The sequence below is a fragment of the Priestia sp. YIM B13490 genome (assembly GCF_042787735.1).
Lineage (GTDB): Bacteria > Bacillota > Bacilli > Bacillales > Bacillaceae_H > Priestia > Priestia megaterium.
Genome location: NZ_JBHZOT010000001.1, coordinates 440,073 through 461,827, shown reverse-complemented (window position 1 = coordinate 461,827; position 21,755 = coordinate 440,073). Strand labels below are relative to the sequence as shown.

Sequence of the window (21,755 nt, the reverse complement as noted above, 5' to 3'; positions counted from 1 at the left end):
TTTAATTTTCAAAAAATAAAAGTTAGTTTGATTACACTTGAAAATATTAAAATCTTAAAATGTGATTAAGTAAGGATTTCCAGCTCGCTTACTTTTAGTTTTTTCTGCATGTAGACGACTTCATTTGCTAAATTCTTAATGCGACCTAACACTTCCGGATCGGCTACCTCATTCTTTTGGTTAAAGTGAGTCGTATGAGCGTATACATAACTCGGTGCCACAAAAGCACGAAAGTAACCCGCAATAGGCTTTAACTGATTTTCAATGACTAAATAATGCTGATAAGTACCGCCTGTGGCGATGAACCCCATTACTTTATTTCGGAAAACCCGAGGATGTATTAAATCAAATACATTCTTAAGAGCACCCGTGATTGATCCTTGGAAGATAGGTGAACCAATTACATAAAAATCAGCGCTAGAAATAATTTCAATGACTTTTTTAGTATCTTCTGAATAAGCAGAGGGATCGCGGCCATCACAAAATTGGACAGTATAATCTCGTAAATCTAAAAATTCAATTTCGATATCTGGATGCTGCAATTTAGCTTCTTCTAATACTTGTTGAACAACAGCGCCTGTTTTAGAACCTATAATCGTGCCTGATATGCCTAGTAATTTCATTTTCACTTTCCTCCTTTTAAAAAAGTTCCATACTTATCTTCAAACACTCATTTTTTTATACATATTCCTTTTGCAAAGACCAGCCTAATAAATCATTTGATTGGTCAATTGCGCCTTGCTGGATTAGCTGGCGAATTCTAGTAGAAGAAATTCTTGTTCCTTCTGCACAACAGACAGGCGGGATGATATCTACTAGAAAGTGCTTTGCCAGCAGCTTAATATCTCCTTCTCTATTTCGGCCGAAACGAAAATCGTTGCCTACGATGATCTCCGATGGATTAAGCTTTTTTAAGTTACTGATAAAATCAATTGATGGCCGCTTAGCGTATAATTCATCAAAATGGATAATAACTGCGTAGTCTACTCCTAACTCTGCTATTAGATGTACCTTTTGATCAATAGGCGTTAACACTTGATCTTGTTGAAAATGAAAGCGAGGAGGAGGATCAAATGTATAAACAACGCTAGGTACCTTTAAAGCTTTGCTTCGAGTTACAGCTTGCTTAATCACTGCTTGATGTCCTTGATGCACGCCATCAAATGCACCTATAGCTATTACTGATGCTGGTAAAGTTAGTATTCCATCCTCATACCGCTGCATCTTTACACCTCCCTTATTAAGAACGTCATGAACCTAGACCCTGTATCTATTAACAAAGTTCATTTTTAGATAAAAGGAGTATGGGTATCAGCTGTTTGTTACTTCTTTCTTTTTAACTTCTGTATTTAAAGCAGCATCTACCATGGCAAATGAATGGCTGCGCTTGTAGCTATTGTAGAAAATAGCTCTTTTACGGATTGGATCTCCTGTATAGTATCTCTCGTATTGAAGTAACCTTTGGCCAAATGCTTCTCCACATAAATCCCACGCTAATTTAAATAAGTGAACACGGTCTACAGCAGGCACTCCTTCTCGGCCTCCATAATAACGATTTAAATCCTCTCTTAATTCAAGATTTTCAAAATCCGCTCCTGTAGGAGACATAAGCAAGCCGCCTGCACCAATTGTTTGCATGACTTCAATAGCACGAGGGTACATTTTAGGAAGCAATCCACGAATTGTTTCTAAAGCCGTTTCGTTTGGAAGAGCTTCTCCTTTTTCATTAATCGTATACTCATACTCTGATGTTCGAAGCAAAGCCCTAATGGATTCTACTGACTGTATCAACTCCCCTAAGCTCTCTTGAACGTTTAGATATCCGTCTACACCAATTGCATCCGCTACTTTACAAGCTACTTCCGTTGCAAATTGAAGTTTAACTAATCCTCTTACGCCAGATTGATGTGCCGGTTGCTGAGCGATTCCTGTTTTAGGATAAAGAAGATTGGCAGCTTCAATATTGTTATATAAAAACACTCGGTCCCAAGGAATCAGCACATCGTTAAAAATCAAGACTGCATCCATCTCTTCAAATCGAGAGGCTAGCGGATGATCAAACACTGATCTTGTTCCGTCTTGCATAGCTTCTCGGCAAAGAATTCGAAGTCCCGGTGTATCAATCGGCAGCGCAAAAGCAAGTGCATAACGTTCATCGCCAGGTTTAAACCCTGGGAACGAATAAACAATCACTTCATCGGTAATAGGTGAAAGTGTAGCTAGCATTTTAGCTCCTTTTACAACAAGTCCATCCGGCGTTTCTTTGACAGCACCTAAATGAGTAAAGAGGTCTTGCTGTTCATGGGAAGCTTTGCTTCGGTCGTTCTGCGGGTTGATAATAGCATGAGTTAAAAACAAGTCATTATCACGAATATAACGGTAATAATCTCTTATATTTTTGCCCCATTGTTCATTGTAATGATCTAGGAAACTAGCATTATGAAATAAAGAAGTGACTACCACATTTAAGAAATCCGGTGTTCTTCCCATCAGTCCAAAGGTAGCTTTTGCAAATGCTTCAAACACCTCTCGGCGAGCTACTAAGTCTTCGTAACTTTTAGGAATTAAGAAGGCATTTGATATTCTCTCACCTGTTTCTTCGCAAATATGAGTAATTTTCTCTTGGTAAGCCGGGTCATGTTGCATATCGTACAACTTCGCAATTTCTAAAATAGGCTGTTGAAACACCTTTTCTTCAAATACATTTGTAATTTTTCTGCCCCCTAACCAAATTTCTGGCTGGCGTGATTTTAATGCATCAATATATTGAGCACCTGTACGAATCCCCATATTTGTTCATCCCCTTAAGGTTTAATAGTAATTAATTGAATTATAGTATTTGATTTTTTTCAGGGGTGTAGTCTCGTTAACATTTTTTGGAGTTTTTTATTTTTGGAATAGACGGAGCAGCTCAAATAAGAAATTTATATTATTGCATTTACGCATTTTTCGCTTTAAGATATTGTAGAGAGCGTAACGTTTTTATAAAAATATTGGCTTATTAAAAAAGAGAGCAAATAAAGCGCACATTATTGTAAGCGCTTACTTATTTTGTTTTTTATAGTAACGTAAATAAAATGCCCTACCCTATAGTGTGTTACTTGATCTTACAATTGTCTTTTCAATTTTTTAGGCGTATCTTATATTTTGGTTAAGGAGTGAGTATCATGGCTATTCTCTTCAATCATGAAAATAATTTCAAAAACTACTTAATGTACGGAAAAAGGCAATATATGAAACAAAAAAATGTGGTATATGAACAAGGAGACATAGGAGAAGGATTTTATTACTTGGACAGTGGATTAATTAAAGTCCATACCTCTACCCCATTAGGGAAAGAACGCGTGTTAAACATTGTATTGCCAGGTCAATTGTTGGGAGTCCAAGCAATGGACCAACAAGCTCATTTCACTACTGCAACTACGGTAAAAGATTCCGTACTATATTATTTTAGTTATGACGATTTTAAAAAGCTTATAACTATTCACCCGCCTATACTAAACCTTATTACAAAGAGTATTATTCAAAAAATGCATATCTTAGCTGAACAAATTAATTTACATACGTTAACTACTGAGCAGCAAATCGCCGCTGTGCTTTTAAACATCTATCATGACTTTAAAAACTATGAAATTCCTTTAACACAAAAGGACTTAGCAACGTGTACCGGTTTAACAAGGATTACGGTTTATAAAACGTTAAAAAAATGGAAAGAGAAAAAACTAATAGATAGTAAAAATAAAAGATTTCTAATTAAGAACCCGGATCTGTTAAAAAACTATCTCTTTCAGTGATAAACGCTTTGGTCACGTTATCAAAGTAAGGAATAATGCTCGATGCAGTAAATGTTTCTGTACGTTTAAAATACACGTTTATAGAAAGGTGATTAAATGGTAAACCTTCGATACATATGGCGTCCCTTTTTAAAGTATGGACAGATGATAAAATTAGAAGAAAACACCACAATCTATTATCAAGGAGAAGTTGGTAAAGGATTTTATTATTTAGATAAAGGCAGCGTAAAGATTACTCTCTTAACTGAGAAGGGAGCAGAACGTACGGTTAACTATGTACCTGAGGGTATGTTATTAGGTGAAAACGGTATTAATAAAGAGCCTTATTTAACAACGGCCGTGACCACAGCTCCATCCGTTTTATATTATTTTACTAATGAAACAACGTTAAAAATATACGAGGAGGAACCGAAAGCAGTCATTCTCTTTACAAATTCTCTTCTCTATAAGTTTAGATTACTAGCAGAAATTATTACGTTTCTTAATCTCCCCGTTGAGCAACAGATGGCTCATTATTTATTAAAGCTCGTAAAAGAAAATGAGGAATTTCCCTTTAACCAAACATCCTTTGCCCGCTACGTTGGGACTTCCCGCATTACGGTGAATAAAATCATTCAAAAATGGAGTAAAGAAAAATTGATTGAGCTGTCTAATCAAAATATCTATATTAAAAACATCAGTAAACTTAAAGAAATAAGAGATCAAAACAGCAAAAATATAGGCGATTTAGATATGCTAATGCTGCCCTTAATGTGATTATAAATATACTTATGATACTGTTTCGCACATAGAAGGTATGGAGAAAAATACAGCGTAAGTGAAAATATAATTAAATAAAAAAAGAAGTTACCTTGCGGTAGCTTCTTTCACTAAAAGAGGAGTCTATTTATTCTAAGGTTAACCTTATATCACAAATCATGTTTTTCAGGGTACTACTACGATTTATTGTATTTTATCCTAATCAAGACGTACCTCTGTTTAAAAGTTCAATTAAAATCGCCTTGCCATATATACATATGCCTTTATTTCAAAGTTACGGTTAATTCTCTTTCTGTAAAAACTTGTTTAGCAATAAAAATGGCATTTAACACTCTAGGAAAGCCAGTGTATGGAATACAGTGAGTAATGGCTTCTACTATTTCATGGGGTGTGAGACCTACATTAAGCGCAGCATTAATATGAACATTTAATTGTGGTTCACACCCTCCTTGTGTCGTGAGCGAGCTTATTGTAACTAGTTGTTTTTGCTGTAGGTTAAGTCCTTCTCTTGTATAAATATCTCCAAAGGCAAATTCAATGACATATTTCCCAATGTCAGGAGCAATGTCTTTTAATGATTCAATTACTCGTTTCCCACCCTCTCCATCTACTTCCATTAACGTTTTCCAACCATTTTCGTAACGTTCATTCATCAACTGAATCTCTCCTTACAACTGAGTTATTTTATTTACAAGTTAGATATTACGCTTTAGAGCGCGCTCTAAAGCAAGCATTTTATTTGTCATGTTATAATAATTAATATGGAAAATTTATTCAGTATCCAACAAGTAGCAAGTATGACCGGTCTTTCAACACATACTTTGCGTTATTATGAGAAAATTGGATTAATAAAAAATGTGCAAAGAGACCAAACCGGATATCGGCAATATACAGACTTTGATTTAGCTTGGATTCAGTTTTTAATTCGTTTACGTGTTACAGGAATGCCTATGCTTAAAATGAAGCAGTTTTCTGATTTGCGACAGCAAGGAGATTCTACTATTACGGCAAGAAAGGAATTGTTAGAGGAACATTATAAAGATGTCTTAGGCAAGATAGAGGAACTAGAGTTAAATTCGGAGAGAATTGAAGAAAAAATTGCGCACTATAAAAAATTAGAGACAGTGGAAAACCAACAATTTTAACAACTATAAAAAAGACCTTGAAACACACCTGTTAAGGTCTTTTTTATAGTACCTAATATAACATTAAACAAAAAACACTGAATTTATATATGTAGCAGATTTGAAATATTCCCACCTAAAACTCTGTCTGCAACTTCTCCGCTAGTTGCATTTGAAAAATTTGCGTGTCTTGAATACCAGCTTTTTGGAGTTCCTGTTTAAAGGATTCTCCTTTTTTTAGTTTTAATAATTAACAAATCTATACTAACTCCACTCATTCATAATTGCCAAAAGTTCATATCCATATGAACCGGGTTTTCTTTTAACAAACCTAAGATTAAAAGTGGAATCAATTGATCTCTCCTCATAAAATGGGATTAATTTTGCTTTACTTACTTTCATTAATAGTAGAGATATTAATAGAAAACTCCTCAAAACTTACTTGTCCCAAGGCAAACTTCATACTTTCAACAAATATACGTTCATTTTTAGTTAGTTCACGCTTTGCTTCCTTTTCAATCCATTCATGCTCAACGTCCAAAATATCTAAAACATGCTTTTGTTTTGAAAAAGCCTCATAGTATCTTAATCCAAACTTTCTTTGGGAGACGGCATCAATATGAATGCCATCTGGATTTGCTGTTAAGCCTTTTGATGTTACAAAATAACAATTTTTTTCAGTGTGGGCAACTTTAGATAATATCTGGTTTATTTGTTTATATTCTACAGCGCTTTTTCCAAATCCGACATCTCCAAGGTAATGCCCCAACTCACCGATAATAATCGGGATATCTGGTGCATTCAATTCTTCTCTCAAATGTTTAAATAATGAAAGCAATTTATCTTCATACGTCTTATAACGTTCTCCGTAACTGTCGCTTTCTCCTTGATGCCACAGAATTCCCACTAACTCACTTGTTTCCATTGCGAATTTCGCTTCAGAAATCGCGTGTCTTGTTAATAGTCCGTCAATTGTCCACTCATCAATTGAGCTTCCTCCCTCGGCACATGGTATTAATCCAATGGACTCGCCAGGATGATCTTCTGTCCAAGCTTGAGCAAAAGAGGCTGCCGGTCCAACACCAGATATGTGACGATCAAAATTAAGTGGTTCTGCCATCGTTTGCCATCTACCGTTTCTCAACATATGTATATGCTCATTATAAATCGGCGGTACATCCTCAATAAATCCTCTGCCTGCCATATTTGATTGTCCAATTAACAATATGGATTTCATAGAAACGCCTTCTTTCTTTGTTTACAATAGTCTAATTAGACTAAGTAAGTTTATCAATATAATTTAATTAGCTTTTTTATGATTTAGGTCTTGATAAGATTTTATCTCGAGATTCAGCGTATTCATACACTTTAGTAAGATTTATTTCTTACGGTTCTTTCTCTTCCATGTTGATCACTTTTTTCTAATTTGCTCGTGGTTATACTTATAGAATTAGTTACACTTTGATATATAGCTTAATTTATGGCTTCAAGGGCTTGTTTCAAATAATCCATTTCAGAGGTTATGTCATCTATCTTTTGATTTAATTGATTTACTTTATCAAGGGTATTCTGTGCATCTAATAAATTAATTTCTAACATCAAACGGCTTGCTTTACTCTCAAGTTCTAGTCTCTTTGCAAATAATACCTCATGCTTTTTTATAATTTCAGATTTTAAATTCTTACTATTGGTTTCTTTCATACTTCTACCTCACTAACTTGTAATAACAGTATTTTATTGAGATGTAAATTCCCCCATATAATTTAATAATTACCTACAGGGAAGTTTATATGACATAGTTAAAATTGCCTTTTTTACTTACAGGAAAACTACAATTTATTTCGCATTTACATAAGATAAATAATAGAAACCAATTAAAATAAATTCCATTATTCACTTTCCTTGGATGGCGTTCATAAGTTCTTGGTGTTGGCATTCAGATACATACTGAGCGCTCAAAAGCTTCTCTAACTGTTAAAAATAAATACAACATTCCAAAATAAGGGAAAATTTAAATCGTTTAGTTTTTTTTGCAGGAAAAGAAAGCGCAGTATATAAAGATAACAGTATGCATCAAAAAGTGTCGAGAACATTTTATTATCATTTTCTATCAGCACGAGAGCAATAATTTGGGAAAAGAGCTTATACAAGTCCGTGTTTTAAGTATGTCTATTATATAAAATAGGTTACTTAGTAAATAAGGGAAGGTGATTTATATGTTTGGGGAAGAAGATTTAAAAGTAAATTGTATATCAGCTGCTATAGGTTTACTCATCCAACATAATATTATCACTCACCAGGAACTGGACAAACTAACTAAAACAAATTATCACGTTTTTTATCATTTTCTCATGGATAAGCTAATTGAAGAAGAGTTTAGTAAGGATAGAGATAGAGTGGTACAAACATAAGTGCTTCAACAAAGAAAGAAGCGCAAGATCTAAAGCAAAGATCTCATATTTCAAATCTATTTCTAATAAGGTTCCTTACATATTAGACATATATAATATGTAAGGACTCTCTTATTCAACAAAGCCTCCTATAGTTTAAATGTACTTCTTCACACTCTATCATTTAAAAAAGTCATTTTATCGCAGGAAGCCTGCCAGTATTGTTACAAAAAAAGTCCTCTCCTCGTTTCAGAAAACGAACTTATATTCAGTGAATTTTACAAGCTACTTCCAAGTCTGATCCAGTTTATCTGAATAAAAATGTAAGGCTTTTTTATAACTTAGTATTTCATTGTCATTTGTCGTATTTAGTAAGCACTTCAATAACAGTTCCATCGCTTTGCTATGTTCTTTTAAATTGTACAAGGTCATGGAATAAAACACTTTAATTACATGATTATCTGGGAATAATTCCATTCCTTTTAAAAATATATCTTTTGACTTTTTATATTCCCCCAAGGCTCTATATGTGCTGCCCAATCCCAATATTGCACCTTCCATATCCTTAGAAGGTAACCCTATCTTTATGGCATTTTCGTAAAAGGGCACTGCCTTTTCTTCTTCCCCTAATATGTCGAAGCTCCAAGCACATTGATAGTTATATAAAGCATCGTCTGGAAATTCCTTAACTAATTCACTTAGCAACTCTTTAGATTCTTTGTGATTTCCATCCTTTCGTAACGCTAATGCTTTATCTAGTTTGTGATTCAACTTAAATCTCCAACCCTTCTTTTTCCCACTACTTTTTTATCTCTTAACCTCCTTCCATATCCAGAAATTCAGCGTATTCGTAAACTTTATCCAGATCTATTTCTTGTTTTAACTACCCTTAATATTTAATTTTCAAAGGCTAACCCATTGGCCTGCAAAGCTGTTCTAAGTTTAGGTAAAGAAGCCGGCCCCATACCATGAAATTGTAATATCTCTTTTTCACTAAATGTTGATAGCTGCTGCAAAGAAGTTATCCCGTTGCTTTCCAATGCTCGTCTTGCTGGTGCTGATAGCATGGAGAGAAATCCATTGTCAGGTTTGCGTTCTTGCTCACAGGTTGGGCAGGTCGGACAGTTACTGCTTTTATAATATTTGTGTCCTTTATGACAGATTCTTAGATTTCCCTTTTGAGTTTTCATTTTTAATCTCTCCTTTTCTCAAGAGTTTTTCAGCTTTTATCCCCTGCCACTTCTTCAATGGATAATTTATGGAGAAACAGAACACCATGCGTATAGTAAGCTAATTATTATTAAATGCTTGTTAGTCTCGTTTCAGATAGTGTAGCTCCATTACAAATCATGCTAACACCTTACATGTTTACGTTTGAAACCAATTCGTCCTCTATCTATATCCTTTTGAATGTTTTCAGAAGCAAGAAGAATACTACTTTTTTTCTTATCCTTCTTAACTTCGACTGGACCTACTGCCTTTGCAGTTTCAAGCGCCTTCTCATGAAGTGGCAAATATGAAACACCGACTGTATAGATAAAATTATTCATAGCCGATTTCGTTCGATCTGGAGAATCGTGAATTGTATTTTCTACTTGATTAAGCATATCGGCAATCTTGCTTGTGCTAAATTCATGGTCAGGACGATTACCCAAAAGCCAACAGTAGCAACTCCAACCTGCCGACATTTTAAGTTCTTCATCGCTTGCCACCCATTTATCAGCAACAACTTGCGCAAAATCGGTTTCTGACAAAGTTACTGCAACTACATAATCAGATAGCATGTAAAAATACGCTTTATCAATCCAACGCTCAAAATCCTCCGCAGTCATCTCTGTTGGGTCTGCAATGATACCAGCAAAATACATAGCGTCATAATTGCCAGAAGCGTAAAGCTGCTCAGCCAAAGCCTGATTTTTCTTGATTTTCTTTGCAATCGGCTTCATTTTTCCTGTTGCCACTCCAAAAAGCGGATCGTGTGCACCATTGTTTATATAAGTCTTTTTAATTCGTTCCGTACCAAGCGCTTCAAGTTCTTTCATAACCATTTCAAAATCCACCGTTCTGTACCCTCCTTCTTCTCCGTTCATAATCTGCTTTTCATTTCCGCCAAAAAGTTGAACAGTCTTTCTTATCTAAAATATTAAACTCAATTATTTTTTTAAGTAATTCATAGTTTACTGGCTCAGTCCATAGAATTCGAAACAAGCCTTTGGTAGCGCTGTATCCAGCCTGAGCAATGTCATTATTAAAGTGCACGATGCCTGTTTCTTCAGGTGAAACGCTCAAATGATGTTTCGCTGAGGCAAAGCCGATGATGAATGTTCCACGATCAGTAAACATTGGCGTATTCCATTTGATTTGTGGTTCCAAATTCGGGAAAGTATTAGCAATCCAAGCCAAAACCTCCTCTGTTCGGTCACGGTGGTCAGGGCTATCTATACGCGCTAAATATTCTGCAAAAACTTCCATAGCATTTTCTCCTCAAATAAAATTTTTTTAATTTACTCTACTTTTATACAAATGGAACATCAGTCAGTTCACTTAACCTTGTTTCACTTTTGACTCAAATACATTAACAATTTATATTGGCCATGTTTTAAATAAAATGTACTAATCATTTAATCCTTTTCCATTAAGAATGTTCGGAATGCATTTTTCAATCCTTGATTCTCGAGTCTTAGATTGCTTGGCCGCAGAAAAATGAAGAATATATGCTCTTTGCCGTCCTGGAGTCAATGTAGTAAAAGCATCTTTTAGAGCAGGTATTTCATCAAATTTATGCTGTAGCTCTTCAGGAATAACGAGTTCTTCAGGCTTTTTAGCTTTGACTTTTAATCCGGCTTTTTCCACCTCGACGGCCTCATAAATATAAGCTTTTAAGATGGCTTCCTTTTCAGCTATTTCTTGTACATTGGTAAACCGAATTTGTCGCGCCCCTTGTACATTCTCCGTTTGCTGGATTAGAATACCATGAGAATCTTGTAACAGAGAACCTTTAGGAAACAGCAACGCACAGTATTCCTTAAACCCATGTATTAAAACAATGTTTTTTTCTCAAACGTATAACAAGGGTTCATCCATTTATAATCTTCGGTCAACTCACAGTCAAGAACAATCTTTCTTAACGTCTCATATTCTTCTTTCCACTTTTTAGCTTCACTTAAAAATTCATCGACCTTAGGATTCATGTTACTATTTGTCATTAAAGAACACTCCTATTCAATTTTTTAATCTGTGGCTCTAGCAGCCATACAGGCAACCTTTAATTCATTTAATGGTGTTACTATTCTTCAAATATAGGAAATGCCCTTCTACAATTGACTTGATAGTTATTAAAATTATAAACATTTCAAATAGGTTCGCTCACTATACAAAGCGAACATCAATTAGTTTATTTAACCGCATTTTATTCTTTAATTTACATATGTCATCTATGAAGATAAATAAATTACTAAGAGAACCAACAAACCGAATGAATCCTGTCTCTGTTACGCATTGATCCTGCTTATAATATGTAAGGTAGACTTGTTTATTTGTATATAGGGCTTCAATCTATACCACTCTGGGAGTACAGTTTTAAGAATTTTTGGCGGGACAAATTATTCGGTTCAACAAAATATTCTAATTGCCATTTTTGTGTTTCCATAGCTTGTGTGCTAGTTGGTTTATCCCATATTGGATACACTCTAATAGCCATTTTACCTTTTGTGGTCTCGGTTTTAAGGATTTTTTGTTTTAAAAGAACTTCTTTTGGAAAAATGAACTGTCCAAATCTATTTGTACTAGTGAAGGTATTAATAACTAATAGATCGGTAGCTTTTACATACGAAAAGGCCTGGTTTTTATAAGTCGCATCTTTTTCCCAAAAGGATACAAACTGCCCTACCTTGTTAGGGGTAGTTTTCGCCACCCTAAATCGTACAGATTTTGAATTTAACTGAAAGGTACCAGCGCCATAATCTGAATTTTGAGCTTCTTCTCGAATAGCTTTTATAACGAAGTGATTGGGTTCATAAAAGTTCTCATTTACATAGGTTAACGCCTGATGAAATTCATTCATTATTTTCACTCCTTATATTTACAGTCCTAGACTCAATGCTTCTTTAGTCAATAGTAAGTGGTTTATATTACTTTTTTCTGAATGCCTTCTAAATTACCTTAAGTATTTCAATACTAGTGGTATAGTAAAGCTATCCATGTCTTGACCCCTCATATACTTATATCCTTCTAATATATTTATATATTTAAGATTGTACATATAATTTAATTTATTCTAATCTTGTTTGTTATTTCAATATGTACGAAAAAAGGGGATATATGTTGTGTGTTAAACATAATACCCCTAATAATCACAGTATGGTTATACCTGATCTGGTCCGTGTTGATGACTCTTCTCTAACTAACTCTTATTAGAGTATCTCAAATAAGAGTTAATTCTATAGTGAAAAATAAACCTTAAAATTAGCCCTCTTCCCACCAATCATTTTCAATAGCATTGTTAATCTCTTCTAATAAATATTCATAAAAGTTGTCTACAACTAGATAAACACCCTAACTCTATCCCCTTTTAATCAGCGTTAATTCTTTTGAATCATCAAGTTCTGGAAAAACCACATACACTTCTATTCCCTTACCCTTGTCTTTTATATAATCAAAATCAGCAGTACCTAGTAGATCACCTGGTTTCACATAGTCTTCTTCATTAGCACTGAGTTCAAAAGGAGTGCGCTCTAGCTGTACTATGTCGGTACCAATATGAACCAAAATGCTAATTCCACTGTCAGTTTTCATTGTAAAGGCATGTTTAGTTGGAAAAATAGAATCGATTGCTCCTGCGATAGGTGCATATATTTCTTTTGCACGAGGCAACACATAGAACGACACCATTTAATTAAGGTCTTACAATGACTGTTGAGAGGATTTGTCCAGAGTGGAGCTGCATAATTTTTTTACTTCTTACTTAATTTGTTATTCTTGTTTCATTTTTAATAATTTATCAAATGCTTGCCAGGGCATTAACGCACAATTATGTCTTGAAGGCAGCTTATAAATATCTCTTAAACTAATCGCATCTTGTATTTGAGGATCTTCTACTTCACTTCCACGTACAATCATATTTTTTATAAGGGTAGAAATATCCTTTATTTCTTCTACTTTTTTGTCTTTTGCTATCGTTGTAAACATCGATGAAGAAGCCATACTAATAAAACAACCTTCTCCTATAAAAGATATATCATGCACTCTATCGCCTTTAATGACTGCATACATTATCATGATATCTCCACAAGTAGGATTTTTATAATGTACTTTATGAGTGTGGAATTCTATCGATCTGTGGTTTCTTCTATTTTTCGCATGATCCATTATTACATGCTTGTATAAATGATCTAGGTTCATTTATTTCCCCCTTATGCTTATAAAGAAAACGATTTACTGATAAAAAATCGAGGCTTTTCTTACACATTTTCTTCTACTTTAATCAGCATCAAATAACCTATCCCCCTTATCCAATAGATAAATTGCGAAGATTGCGTCTTTTTTTACAAAAAACTTTTTTGCTTCGCGCTTTCTTCTAAGCTTTTTAACTCTTTGTTTAGTCTTTCTATATCAAATTTTTCACCAATAAAGACGAGATTGTTTGGAAAGAATTTTTTTTGTGGAAAAGAGTACGGCATTCCATATGAATATTGAAATAAATAAGTATCTTCTTCGCTCCCCACAAACTTTAAGAAACCTTTTATTCGATAAATAGTACCTGGCAGTTCTTTTATCCATTTTTCAAATTCTTCTTTTATAACTTTACCTTCAAATTGATAAGTCATCGTTTGGATATGCAGATGGTGATGAACGTGTAGTTCAGTATGACTATCAACAGAGGAATGAAAGGAATGATTAATTTCTTCTAGGGATGAAATATTCCCATATGTTGTTCTGCTCATTTGAGCCTTAGCATTTATCTCTCTTATTTCCTCTTGTAGAAATAATTGATCTTCTTTGGTCACTAAATCACTTTTATTTAAGATTAAATGATCACTATATTTTATTTGTTCTACAAGCAGCTTTTGAATTGAATTATTCAATTCCTTACGATCTTTCCATCTGCTTAAATCAATGACGCTAATAATAGACTTAACATCAATATATGGCGCAATAACAGGGGATAAACAAGCGTCTAAAACTTCTAAAGGGTGTGCGACTCCCGTTGTTTCTATGTAAATAACATCTGGCTGATGCTGTTGATAGATAGATAATAGCTGCAGTTCTAATTGATCCTTCATCGTGCAGCAAATACAGCCATTTAAAAGCTCTCTGAACGGCGTTTCTCTTCCAATAATATCTGTATCAACAGAGTGCTCTCCTATTTCATTTAATAAAACAGCCACTTTTTTCTTTCGTTTTTTCTCTTGCTTTAAAATAGTTTGTAATAAGGTCGTTTTTCCACTCCCTAAAAAGCCACCAAGTATATATATTTCAATTTGTTTCACCTATCTTCACTCATTTCTTCTTTTATATTCAATATTTCGTTTCTTTCATATGACCCGAGCGTTTACTTTTAGTTTCCATATATCTTTTGTTATACTCTGTTATTTCACACCATACCGGAATTCGTCTATTAGTCTTAATTCCCCTATCTACCCTCATCTAAGAAAATTCTACTTCCTGTAGCATTCTTTTGTCCTTGATATTTTCCTCTGTAAGGATTAATAGTGGATTGATCCATTTGAGCAAATACTAATTGGCAAATTCTCCATCCTTTAATTAACCTTATGGGCAGGCGGTTAGCATTATATAGTTCAAGAGTAATTTGTCCTTCAAACCCTGGATCTACCCAGCCGGCATTTTGTATAAACAACCCCATTCTGCCTATAGAGCTTCTGCCTTCTACAAAAGCAGTTAGATTGTTGGGAAGCTTAATATACTCCAATGTAGTTGCCAGCAAGAAAGAATGCGGGGGAATAATTATTTCATCACTTTTTAGGTGTTCATATTTAATTTCTTGGTGTAAAGACATGACACCTACTTGATGCTCTTTAACCTTTAAATAGCTAGATCCTATTCTTAAATCCACTGAAGCAGGTTGAATTTGATTATCTTTTAACGGTTCAATATGTAATTGTTTGTCTTTTATTTTTTGCTCGATAGTTTTATCAGATAAAATCATTATATTCTCGCTTTCTTTACGTTTTATTATAAAAAACCAATCATTACACCTTATGAGGAATAAGCAGGTTAAAAAGTACTAACCTGCTTCCTTTGATTGCAGTATAAATCAAACCTTTTGACATTTTAGAAGCCACAAATGAGATAAGATATTTTCTACTACGCCTGTTGTAAATTCCAAGTGAAGGAATCTGTAAACTTACTCCAATCCTCTTCCAGCTCTTCCTCCGTTAGAAGACATTGATCTAATTCCTTTTCAATTTTATCTTGTTCTAAATCCACACCGATAAATACTAATTTGGTATGACGGTCACCAAACTGATCATCCCATTCATCCAATAAATGCGGATTTTGTTTAATAATTTGCTCTTGTTGGTTTCTTGGCAAGGAGGCAACCCAATAAGAAATAGGCTCAATACTTACAGATGGTCCAGCTTGAGACATTAAAAGCGCTACGTTATTTCTGCTAGCGCACCATGCAATCCCTTTAGCTCTCACTATTTGCTTTGGCATTGAATAAACCCATTCAGTAAAGCGTTCTGAATGAAAAGGCCTTTTTATGTCATAGACAAAAGAACTAATTCCATATTCCTCTGTTTCAGGTGTATGCGCATGATGGCCTTCATCGAGTTCCTTTATCCAGCCAGCCGAAGCGCTCGCTTTATCGAAATCAAATAAGTTCGTATTTAAAATTTCTCCTAACTCAACTTGTGAATGAATAGCACGAATAATTTTAGCACTAGGTTGTAATGTTTTTAGTACGTTCTCTAATTTCAGCAGTTCATCTTCTGTTACGAGGTCACATTTGTTTAAAATCAGCACATCACAAAATTCAATTTGATCAATTAATAGGTCTGCTATTTCCCTTGTATCCTCTTCTCCTAACGCTTCTTTACGATCAAGTAAAGAATCTCCTGACTCGAAATCTTTCCAAAAGCGATTTGCATCTACAACCGTCACCATCGTATCAAGTTTACAGAATTGAGTTAAATCGATTCCTACTTCTTCATCGATATATGAAAACGTTTGTGCTACAGGAACGGGTTCACTTATGCCTGTAGACTCAATTACTATATAATCAATATTTCCTCTTTTAGCTAATTTCTCTACTTCAATCAGAAGATCTTCTCTTAAAGTACAGCAAATACATCCGTTTGACATTTCAACAAGCTTTTCTTCAGTTCGAGATAAATCTCCACCCTGCTTTACTAATTCAGCATCAATATTAACTTCACTCATGTCATTTACAATGACTGCTACTCTTAATCCTTGTCGATTCTTTAAAATATGATTTAATAATGTAGTTTTTCCAGAGCCTAAATAGCCACTTAAAACGGTAACAGGTATTTTCTTCATTGGAACACTCCTATACATAAATCGTAATCATTACGATTTAAATATACTATGTAGATTAGATGAAAGCAAGAAATTTAGTAAAATTGTTATTTATTTCTCTTGTATTTTTATATGAGCTGTAAGGCGCTCTTTTTATTCACTAGTGATTGGAGCCCCTCCGCTGTATAGATATACTCAAGGACAATACTAAGACCCAAAAAAAACTTATTAAAAGAATCCATAGGTCCTTTTAATAAGTTTTTTCCTTTACCGATGCCTTTACAGTTTTTCCGTATAACCTCTTAAATTTCGAATGAGAAAAGATATCCCTGTCAGTAAACAATTAAGAAACAAATATTTCGTCAGGTAGTGTTGAAAACTGTATGTGAAGTAGAAGTATAAGAAGAACACAAAGCTAAAATAGAAAATAAATTTTAAATATCTTTTTAAAACTGCGTTATGAGGAGAATTCACGTTGACTACTCCTTTTAAAGTCATATAATAAAATTATTTTTCAACCTATATTCGAACGTTTTTCTGTGTCATTTTATAAAACAATTAGAAAAATGATAGGTAATGTAGCAAGGCTTAGAGAGGTACTAATTAACGTTGCACTTGATACAAACTCCGGCTCTGTATTAAATTGAAGCGCGTACATAGTTGTATTAGCAGCTGTGGGCATAGCAGCCATAATAATCATAATTTGTTTCACCATCTCATCCACAGGTAGCAGAAGTGTTAGTATATAGGCAATAAACGGTGAAATAACAAGTTTAATAGCTAATGACCATGAAACTTTGGCTTTAGCTAAATTTCTAACTGATATTTTAGCAAGCTGCATGCCAAGTACAATCATGATGGTAGGAATAGCTGCACCGGCTACTAAATCAACCGCTTCTTTTACAGAGTTGCTTAATGGAATATGAAGAAACTGAAATATAGCTCCTAAAAGTCCCCCATATACAATTGGTATCCGTCGGACTGCGTCAACGGCTGATTTTATACCATTTCCTTGTGGACTCCCTTTAGCGGCATAATAAACTCCAACTGTACACATGACCAGTTGCTGTATCACCATTAGAATGATGGCAGAGTCTAAGCCTGTAACGCCGAAAAGTAATAAAACAACAGGTGTACCGTAGTTTCCATTATTCATAAATGAGGACGCTAATATCATTCCACAGGTTTCTGAAGTAGAATATCGCTGAAAATAAGCAATAATATAGACGACAACAATTAATGCAAAGCAAAGTGCGAATGTGTATAACGTAAGATATAAGTAATCAATCGTAAATTTGGTTGTGTAAAATGTTTTGAACACGAGAACTGGAGACATCAAATAAAGTGCCATTGTTGAAATCGTTTTTGTATCAAATCCTATTTTCTTTTGTCCAATAAATCCAAGTGCAAAAATCCCGAAAATAGGAAGAAGGATTGTTAGGAACTCCATGTTTGTTCACCTTCGTCATTTTTTCTTTGTTATTTTCCAAATGAAAGACCTAGAAAATTAAAAATCTAGGTCTTTCATTTAAACTAATAAATTATAAATTTAGAACAATGATACGTTCTTCAGTCATTTCTTCAATTGCATATTTCGGTCCTTCTTTTCCGTTACCGCTCTTTTTCACACCGCCATATGGCATATGATCGACACGATACGCTGAAGCATCATTTACAATTAATCCGCCTACTTCGATTTCACGAGCTGCCTTCATAGCAAACTGTAAGTCGTTCGTAAAAAGGCCTGCCTGCAACCCATAGTCAGAATCATTTACCTTTGAAATCACTTCATCAATCTCATCATATCGAGCAATAGCTACTACTGGCCCGAATACTTCTTGACGACAAACTTTCATATCGTCATTTACATTGGTCAAAATTGTAGGAAGATAGAAAGCACCATCACGCTTTCCTCCTAGTTCAATTTTTGCCCCTTCTTCTACCGCTTCTTTTACCCATTCTTCCACTCGTTCTGCTTCTTTGAGACGAATCATCGGTCCAATATCCGTTTGCTCATCCATTGGATTACCGACTACTAGCTTTTCTGTTTTTTCTTTTAGCTTATTAACAAATGCAGTATAAATATTCGTATGAACATAAATTCGTTGAACTGAAATACAAACTTGTCCCGCATTATTAAAGCTTTTTTGAGAAATTAAAGATGCAGCTTTTTCTAAATCAGCGTCTTTATGTACGATAGTAGCCGAATTATTTCCTAGTTCAAGTGAAACTTTACGCAAACCTGCCTTAGATTGAATGAGCTCTCCTACTCTTGGGCTTCCTGTAAAAGTAAACATATTAACATCCTGGTTTTCTAATAACCATTCACCAATTTCTGCCCCATCTCCAGTCAATACTTGAAGGCGCCCCTTTGGCAGTCCTGCTTCTTCCATTAATTCAGCGAGCTTGAGAGCACAAATTGGAGTGACTTCAGCAGGTTTTAATACTACACTGTTCCCAGCTGCAAGTGCCGGTCCGAGTTTATGACAAACTAGATTGATAGGTACATTAAACGGTGTGATAGCTGCAACAACGCCAACTGGGACTTTTACTGTAAAAGCCATACGATTCTCCGAGCCTTGAGCCGATTCAACAGGTACACCTTCTCCATGAATACGCTTTGCCTCTTCCGCTGAAATTTGTAAAGTTGTAGCCGCACGCTCAACTTCTCCGCGAGATTCACGAATAGACTTTCCAACTTCAATAGCCAAAATTTCAGCAAATTCTTCTTGGCGGCTTAGCAGTAGCTCAGCTGCTTTCATTAATACCTCGTAGCGTTCATATGGTGAAAAAGTGTTTTTTAATGCGTCTTTCGCGCTGGCCACAGCTTTATTTACATCGTGTTTTGTTGCCACTGAGATTTCAGCTGCAGGCTGCTGCGTATATTTATTTAAGACTTCCATTTTTTCTGCTGTTGTTTCCCATTCCCCGTTTACATATAAACCATATTGTTTGACTTGAGTTAAACTTGTCATTATCTCCACATCCCCAATTGTATTAGCGTTTTATCTTGTAAGCTCAATATTGTAATGATATTTATCACTGCGATATTTTGTTACCGTAAATTCGAGTGGCTTATCATCAAAACCATAACTTACTCGTGTCATTTCAAGTAAAGCTTCTCCGCCCCGTATGCCTAACAGATCTGCTTCATAAATCGTTGCATTAATAGCAGATACCTTCTCTTTAGCTCGTTTTAAAAAGATTTCATTCTCTTCTAGTACTTCATAAAATTTTGCACTATTTAAATCTTGTTCAACTAGTATTTTCCCAATATGCAGAGGCCAGCAAGAACGTTCAATCGCAATAGGCACCTCATCGGCAAAACGAATTCGTTCAATAACTAAAACCTCTTCTCCAGCATCCAATTCCAGCATGGAGGTTTCATAATATAAATCTTTTTTAAAATCAGTACGAATGAGCTTTGAATTCGGTGTTAATCCTTTTTCCGCTACTTCTTCTGCTAGCCCTTTAAGCTTGCCTAAGCTGCCGCCGATAAGTGGCTGAGGCTTTACGATTGTCCCCCTGCCTTGTTTTTTTTCCAGCAGTCCATCCTGTACTAACATAGAAATAGCTTGTCTTAAGGTAGTACGGCTTACATCGAATTCTTGCATTAATTCTTGTTCTGTTGGAATTAACGTATTGGGCTTCCAAACTTTCTCTTGTATACGTTTAATTAAGACATCTTTTACTTGAAGATAAAGCGCGATATTTTTATTAGAACCGATTGTATCTTTCATGTTCTCAAACTCCTTTTAAGTTAGCGTTTGGTATTATTATATAGTATTGGCTAACTTTTACTGTAGCAGAGAAGTACGATTTTCTTAGATATAGACCTTTGTTTCTAGATTAAGCATACGTCCTAGTTCAATTAGATGTTCTGTGACATCACCATACACTAGTGCAAAATGAGGTTCATACCCCGCGTGCATAAGTTCATAAAGTGTGTCTGATGCATTCGTCGCCAGTTCCACTTCTACAGATGTACCTGTAAAAGGCTGCTCTACATCTAATGCATTACCTTTCATCACTAGAAGGCGATACCCATCAGGCGTATGACTTACCCTGAAAATCGTTACTTCTCCTGCTTTTAATCCAAAATCCATTGCAAAACCAATTTTTCTGTTAGGATGTACCCCTGCTGTTGCTCCGGTAGAAGGATTGGCAAGTGAATATGCTCCTGCACCGCAGTGCCAAAAAACAACCGAGTTTTTTTCTTCGTCTATGTGAACCAAATCTCCAAGGTAAGGTGCATTTCCACCTGCTAACTCACGCAGGATAAACATGGAGATTGATCCGTGAATATCAGACTCACAAGATGTCACCATTCCGTCTTCCGTAAACTGAGACAGCGTTGAGCATGGAGCAGCTCCTAAATCATTAAAGAAATCGGGCCAGCATCGCATGGCTAGTGCATCTAACTCTTCACGTTGAATGTGCTTTTTAATATATGTGGAAAATTGAGCAAATTTAGTAACCGTTTCATCATTTCGATTTAGACCAATCACCTGCTTTTCTGCCCGCTCAACTTCCCCTATCCACTCTTGTTCTGGAAGCTTTACGCACTCTTTAAACGCTTCTTGTAAATCCATCTTATGAAGAGTTACGCCAAGTGCGTTTTTTAATTCATCTTCGTTAGCTGCTGAGAAAAAGAATCCTGGTGGATACTCTCCCACTACCCCAATTTTTAATTCATTTAATGCTTTTAACACGCGCATAACGTTAATTTGTCTTAATAGACGATCCTGCAAAGCTTTCTCATCTGGATTTCCGAATACAAACGCAAACGGATGCTGATGATTGCGCAGCACGTTACTGGTGCTATTTCCACCTGTTAGCGAGTTTAAACGTAAACGTCCACCTACGCTTGGCTCACGTACTGACCAAACAATTACAGGCTGTTTAAAATACTCCAATATCTTAACCATAAATTCACCGTCAGCAAACGTAACGCTTTGATATAAAACGGTATCAACCTTATTCCCTTTAATTGAATCAAGAAATCCCTGTAGTTCTTCAACTGAAGTTACAATTTGCTCCGGCGCAATCACAGTACTGCAGTTACCTTTCAGCCACTCCATACTTTTTTGACGATAAATTTCAGCTGCTTCAATATCAAATGTTTTTCTACCTATAGGCACATATAAAACTGTCGTGTTTTGCATATAGAGTTCCCCTTGTCGTAAAAC

Annotated in this window: 24 protein-coding genes and 1 pseudogene; 4 read left to right on the top strand and 21 right to left on the bottom strand. The window is 35.1% G+C overall.

What is annotated here, in order from left to right:
• Positions 1–65 precede the first annotated feature (65 nt).
• From ACFX4R_RS02505 to ACFX4R_RS02495, 3 genes are all read right to left on the bottom strand, one after another.
• Positions 66–623 (bottom strand): NADPH-dependent FMN reductase, encoded by a 558-nt coding sequence (locus tag ACFX4R_RS02505; protein ID WP_016765057.1) that lies wholly within the window; start codon positions 621–623, stop codon positions 66–68.
• Positions 624–678: 55 nt separating this feature from the next.
• Positions 679–1,224, bottom strand: coding sequence for an FAD synthetase family protein (locus ACFX4R_RS02500; protein WP_016765058.1), 546 nt, complete (start codon positions 1,222–1,224; stop codon positions 679–681).
• An 87-nt stretch (positions 1,225–1,311) separates the two neighbouring features.
• Positions 1,312–2,790 (bottom strand): 4-hydroxyphenylacetate 3-hydroxylase family protein, encoded by a 1,479-nt coding sequence (locus ACFX4R_RS02495; protein WP_016765059.1) that lies wholly within the window; start codon positions 2,788–2,790, stop codon positions 1,312–1,314.
• A gap of 374 nt (positions 2,791–3,164) precedes the next feature.
• On the opposite strand from ACFX4R_RS02495, the gene ACFX4R_RS02490 reads away from it, so the two are divergent.
• Positions 3,165–3,794, top strand: coding sequence for a Crp/Fnr family transcriptional regulator (locus ACFX4R_RS02490; RefSeq protein ID WP_080781669.1), 630 nt, complete (start codon positions 3,165–3,167; stop codon positions 3,792–3,794).
• Positions 3,795–3,890: 96 nt separating this feature from the next.
• Entirely contained in the window at positions 3,891–4,550 is a 660-nt protein-coding gene (locus ACFX4R_RS02485; protein WP_322552330.1) for a Crp/Fnr family transcriptional regulator, read from the top strand.
• Positions 4,551–4,816: 266 nt separating this feature from the next.
• On the opposite strand, the gene ACFX4R_RS02480 is transcribed toward ACFX4R_RS02485, so the two are convergent.
• A complete protein-coding gene (locus ACFX4R_RS02480; protein WP_013058286.1) occupies positions 4,817–5,206 on the bottom strand; it encodes a carboxymuconolactone decarboxylase family protein in 390 nt (129 codons plus the stop codon).
• A gap of 108 nt (positions 5,207–5,314) precedes the next feature.
• Between ACFX4R_RS02480 and ACFX4R_RS02475 the strand changes: the two genes are divergently transcribed.
• Entirely contained in the window at positions 5,315–5,698 is a 384-nt protein-coding gene (locus ACFX4R_RS02475; protein ID WP_043981015.1) for a MerR family transcriptional regulator, read from the top strand.
• 367 nt (positions 5,699–6,065) lie between these two features.
• Here the strand turns inward: ACFX4R_RS02475 and ACFX4R_RS02470 are convergent, their stop codons facing one another.
• Together ACFX4R_RS02470 and ACFX4R_RS02465 are read right to left on the bottom strand one after the other, a co-directional pair.
• Positions 6,066–6,914 carry a sialate O-acetylesterase gene (locus ACFX4R_RS02470; RefSeq protein ID WP_377568639.1) on the bottom strand — a complete coding sequence of 283 codons (849 nt, stop codon included), beginning with the start codon at positions 6,912–6,914 and terminating at the stop codon, positions 6,066–6,068.
• A gap of 236 nt (positions 6,915–7,150) precedes the next feature.
• Positions 7,151–7,378 (bottom strand): hypothetical protein, encoded by a 228-nt coding sequence (locus tag ACFX4R_RS02465; RefSeq protein ID WP_377568636.1) that lies wholly within the window; start codon positions 7,376–7,378, stop codon positions 7,151–7,153.
• A gap of 515 nt (positions 7,379–7,893) precedes the next feature.
• Here ACFX4R_RS02465 and ACFX4R_RS02460 point away from each other — a divergent pair.
• Positions 7,894–8,088 carry a hypothetical protein gene (locus ACFX4R_RS02460; RefSeq protein ID WP_165574832.1) on the top strand — a complete coding sequence of 65 codons (195 nt, stop codon included), beginning with the start codon at positions 7,894–7,896 and terminating at the stop codon, positions 8,086–8,088.
• Positions 8,089–8,352: 264 nt separating this feature from the next.
• Here the strand turns inward: ACFX4R_RS02460 and ACFX4R_RS02455 are convergent, their stop codons facing one another.
• The 15 genes and pseudogenes from ACFX4R_RS02455 to sftI all read right to left on the bottom strand — a co-directional run bounded on the left by ACFX4R_RS02455 (position 8,353) and on the right by sftI (position 21,731).
• Entirely contained in the window at positions 8,353–8,838 is a 486-nt protein-coding gene (locus ACFX4R_RS02455; protein WP_377568633.1) for a tetratricopeptide repeat protein, read from the bottom strand.
• Positions 8,839–8,963: 125 nt separating this feature from the next.
• The gene (locus ACFX4R_RS02450; RefSeq protein WP_377568630.1) at positions 8,964–9,257 is read right to left on the bottom strand and encodes an RNA polymerase alpha subunit C-terminal domain-containing protein; all 294 of its coding nucleotides are present in this window, start codon (positions 9,255–9,257) and stop codon (positions 8,964–8,966) included.
• A gap of 162 nt (positions 9,258–9,419) precedes the next feature.
• Positions 9,420–10,127: a DNA alkylation repair protein gene (locus ACFX4R_RS02445; RefSeq protein ID WP_377568627.1), complete on the bottom strand. Its 708-nt coding sequence runs from the start codon at positions 10,125–10,127 to the stop codon at positions 9,420–9,422.
• Positions 10,128–10,167: 40 nt separating this feature from the next.
• Positions 10,168–10,539 carry an iron chaperone gene (locus ACFX4R_RS02440; RefSeq protein ID WP_377568624.1) on the bottom strand — a complete coding sequence of 124 codons (372 nt, stop codon included), beginning with the start codon at positions 10,537–10,539 and terminating at the stop codon, positions 10,168–10,170.
• Between the two features lie 141 nt (positions 10,540–10,680).
• Positions 10,681–11,273: pseudogene (locus ACFX4R_RS02435) on the bottom strand (YdeI/OmpD-associated family protein).
• A gap of 344 nt (positions 11,274–11,617) precedes the next feature.
• Positions 11,618–12,130 (bottom strand): MepB family protein, encoded by a 513-nt coding sequence (locus ACFX4R_RS02430; protein WP_377568621.1) that lies wholly within the window; start codon positions 12,128–12,130, stop codon positions 11,618–11,620.
• Positions 12,131–12,627: 497 nt separating this feature from the next.
• Positions 12,628–12,942, bottom strand: coding sequence for a PTS sugar transporter subunit IIA (locus ACFX4R_RS02425; RefSeq protein ID WP_318331468.1), 315 nt, complete (start codon positions 12,940–12,942; stop codon positions 12,628–12,630).
• A 96-nt stretch (positions 12,943–13,038) separates the two neighbouring features.
• Positions 13,039–13,467, bottom strand: coding sequence for a Fe-S cluster assembly sulfur transfer protein SufU (sufU, locus tag ACFX4R_RS02420; protein WP_377568617.1), 429 nt, complete (start codon positions 13,465–13,467; stop codon positions 13,039–13,041).
• 143 nt (positions 13,468–13,610) lie between these two features.
• Complete coding sequence (locus ACFX4R_RS02415) at positions 13,611–14,555, bottom strand: CobW family GTP-binding protein (RefSeq protein WP_377568614.1); 945 nt, start codon at positions 14,553–14,555, stop codon at positions 13,611–13,613.
• Between the two features lie 143 nt (positions 14,556–14,698).
• Positions 14,699–15,232 carry a dCTP deaminase gene (gene dcd, locus ACFX4R_RS02410; protein ID WP_097823020.1) on the bottom strand — a complete coding sequence of 178 codons (534 nt, stop codon included), beginning with the start codon at positions 15,230–15,232 and terminating at the stop codon, positions 14,699–14,701.
• Positions 15,233–15,390: 158 nt separating this feature from the next.
• The gene (locus ACFX4R_RS02405; RefSeq protein WP_377568609.1) at positions 15,391–16,587 is read right to left on the bottom strand and encodes a GTP-binding protein; all 1,197 of its coding nucleotides are present in this window, start codon (positions 16,585–16,587) and stop codon (positions 15,391–15,393) included.
• Positions 16,588–17,113: 526 nt separating this feature from the next.
• Positions 17,114–18,016 (bottom strand): AEC family transporter, encoded by a 903-nt coding sequence (locus ACFX4R_RS02400; protein ID WP_097823022.1) that lies wholly within the window; start codon positions 18,014–18,016, stop codon positions 17,114–17,116.
• A gap of 91 nt (positions 18,017–18,107) precedes the next feature.
• Entirely contained in the window at positions 18,108–19,541 is a 1,434-nt protein-coding gene (locus ACFX4R_RS02395) for an aldehyde dehydrogenase family protein (RefSeq protein WP_377568605.1), read from the bottom strand.
• 30 nt (positions 19,542–19,571) lie between these two features.
• Positions 19,572–20,306, bottom strand: a complete 735-nt coding sequence (locus tag ACFX4R_RS02390) for a GntR family transcriptional regulator (protein ID WP_043980950.1) — start codon at positions 20,304–20,306, stop codon at positions 19,572–19,574.
• 84 nt (positions 20,307–20,390) lie between these two features.
• Entirely contained in the window at positions 20,391–21,731 is a 1,341-nt protein-coding gene (gene sftI / locus ACFX4R_RS02385) for a sulfoquinovose isomerase (protein WP_377568600.1), read from the bottom strand.
• Between the last annotated feature and the right edge of the window lie 24 nt (positions 21,732–21,755).

Bases quoted from the DNA above. Each gene is read 5' to 3' on its own strand.
- ACFX4R_RS02505 (WP_016765057.1), bottom strand. From the start codon at position 623: ATGAAATTACTAGGCATATCAGGCACGATTATAGGTTCTAAAACAGGC.
- ACFX4R_RS02500 (WP_016765058.1), bottom strand. From the start codon at position 1,224: ATGCAGCGGTATGAGGATGGAATACTAACTTTACCAGCATCAGTAATA.
- ACFX4R_RS02495 (WP_016765059.1), bottom strand. From the start codon at position 2,790: ATGGGGATTCGTACAGGTGCTCAATATATTGATGCATTAAAATCACGC.
- ACFX4R_RS02485 (WP_322552330.1), top strand. From the start codon at position 3,891: ATGGTAAACCTTCGATACATATGGCGTCCCTTTTTAAAGTATGGACAG.
- ACFX4R_RS02480 (WP_013058286.1), bottom strand. From the start codon at position 5,206: ATGAATGAACGTTACGAAAATGGTTGGAAAACGTTAATGGAAGTAGAT.
- ACFX4R_RS02475 (WP_043981015.1), top strand. From the start codon at position 5,315: ATGGAAAATTTATTCAGTATCCAACAAGTAGCAAGTATGACCGGTCTT.
- ACFX4R_RS02470 (WP_377568639.1), bottom strand. From the start codon at position 6,914: ATGAAATCCATATTGTTAATTGGACAATCAAATATGGCAGGCAGAGGA.
- ACFX4R_RS02465 (WP_377568636.1), bottom strand. From the start codon at position 7,378: ATGAAAGAAACCAATAGTAAGAATTTAAAATCTGAAATTATAAAAAAG.
- ACFX4R_RS02460 (WP_165574832.1), top strand. From the start codon at position 7,894: ATGTTTGGGGAAGAAGATTTAAAAGTAAATTGTATATCAGCTGCTATA.
- ACFX4R_RS02450 (WP_377568630.1), bottom strand. From the start codon at position 9,257: ATGAAAACTCAAAAGGGAAATCTAAGAATCTGTCATAAAGGACACAAA.
- ACFX4R_RS02440 (WP_377568624.1), bottom strand. From the start codon at position 10,539: ATGGAAGTTTTTGCAGAATATTTAGCGCGTATAGATAGCCCTGACCAC.
- ACFX4R_RS02430 (WP_377568621.1), bottom strand. From the start codon at position 12,130: ATGAATGAATTTCATCAGGCGTTAACCTATGTAAATGAGAACTTTTAT.
- sufU (WP_377568617.1), bottom strand. From the start codon at position 13,467: ATGAACCTAGATCATTTATACAAGCATGTAATAATGGATCATGCGAAA.
- dcd (WP_097823020.1), bottom strand. From the start codon at position 15,232: ATGATTTTATCTGATAAAACTATCGAGCAAAAAATAAAAGACAAACAA.
- ACFX4R_RS02405 (WP_377568609.1), bottom strand. From the start codon at position 16,587: ATGAAGAAAATACCTGTTACCGTTTTAAGTGGCTATTTAGGCTCTGGA.
- ACFX4R_RS02400 (WP_097823022.1), bottom strand. From the start codon at position 18,016: ATGGAGTTCCTAACAATCCTTCTTCCTATTTTCGGGATTTTTGCACTT.
- ACFX4R_RS02395 (WP_377568605.1), bottom strand. From the start codon at position 19,541: ATGACAAGTTTAACTCAAGTCAAACAATATGGTTTATATGTAAACGGG.
- ACFX4R_RS02390 (WP_043980950.1), bottom strand. From the start codon at position 20,306: ATGAAAGATACAATCGGTTCTAATAAAAATATCGCGCTTTATCTTCAA.
- sftI (WP_377568600.1), bottom strand. From the start codon at position 21,731: ATGCAAAACACGACAGTTTTATATGTGCCTATAGGTAGAAAAACATTT.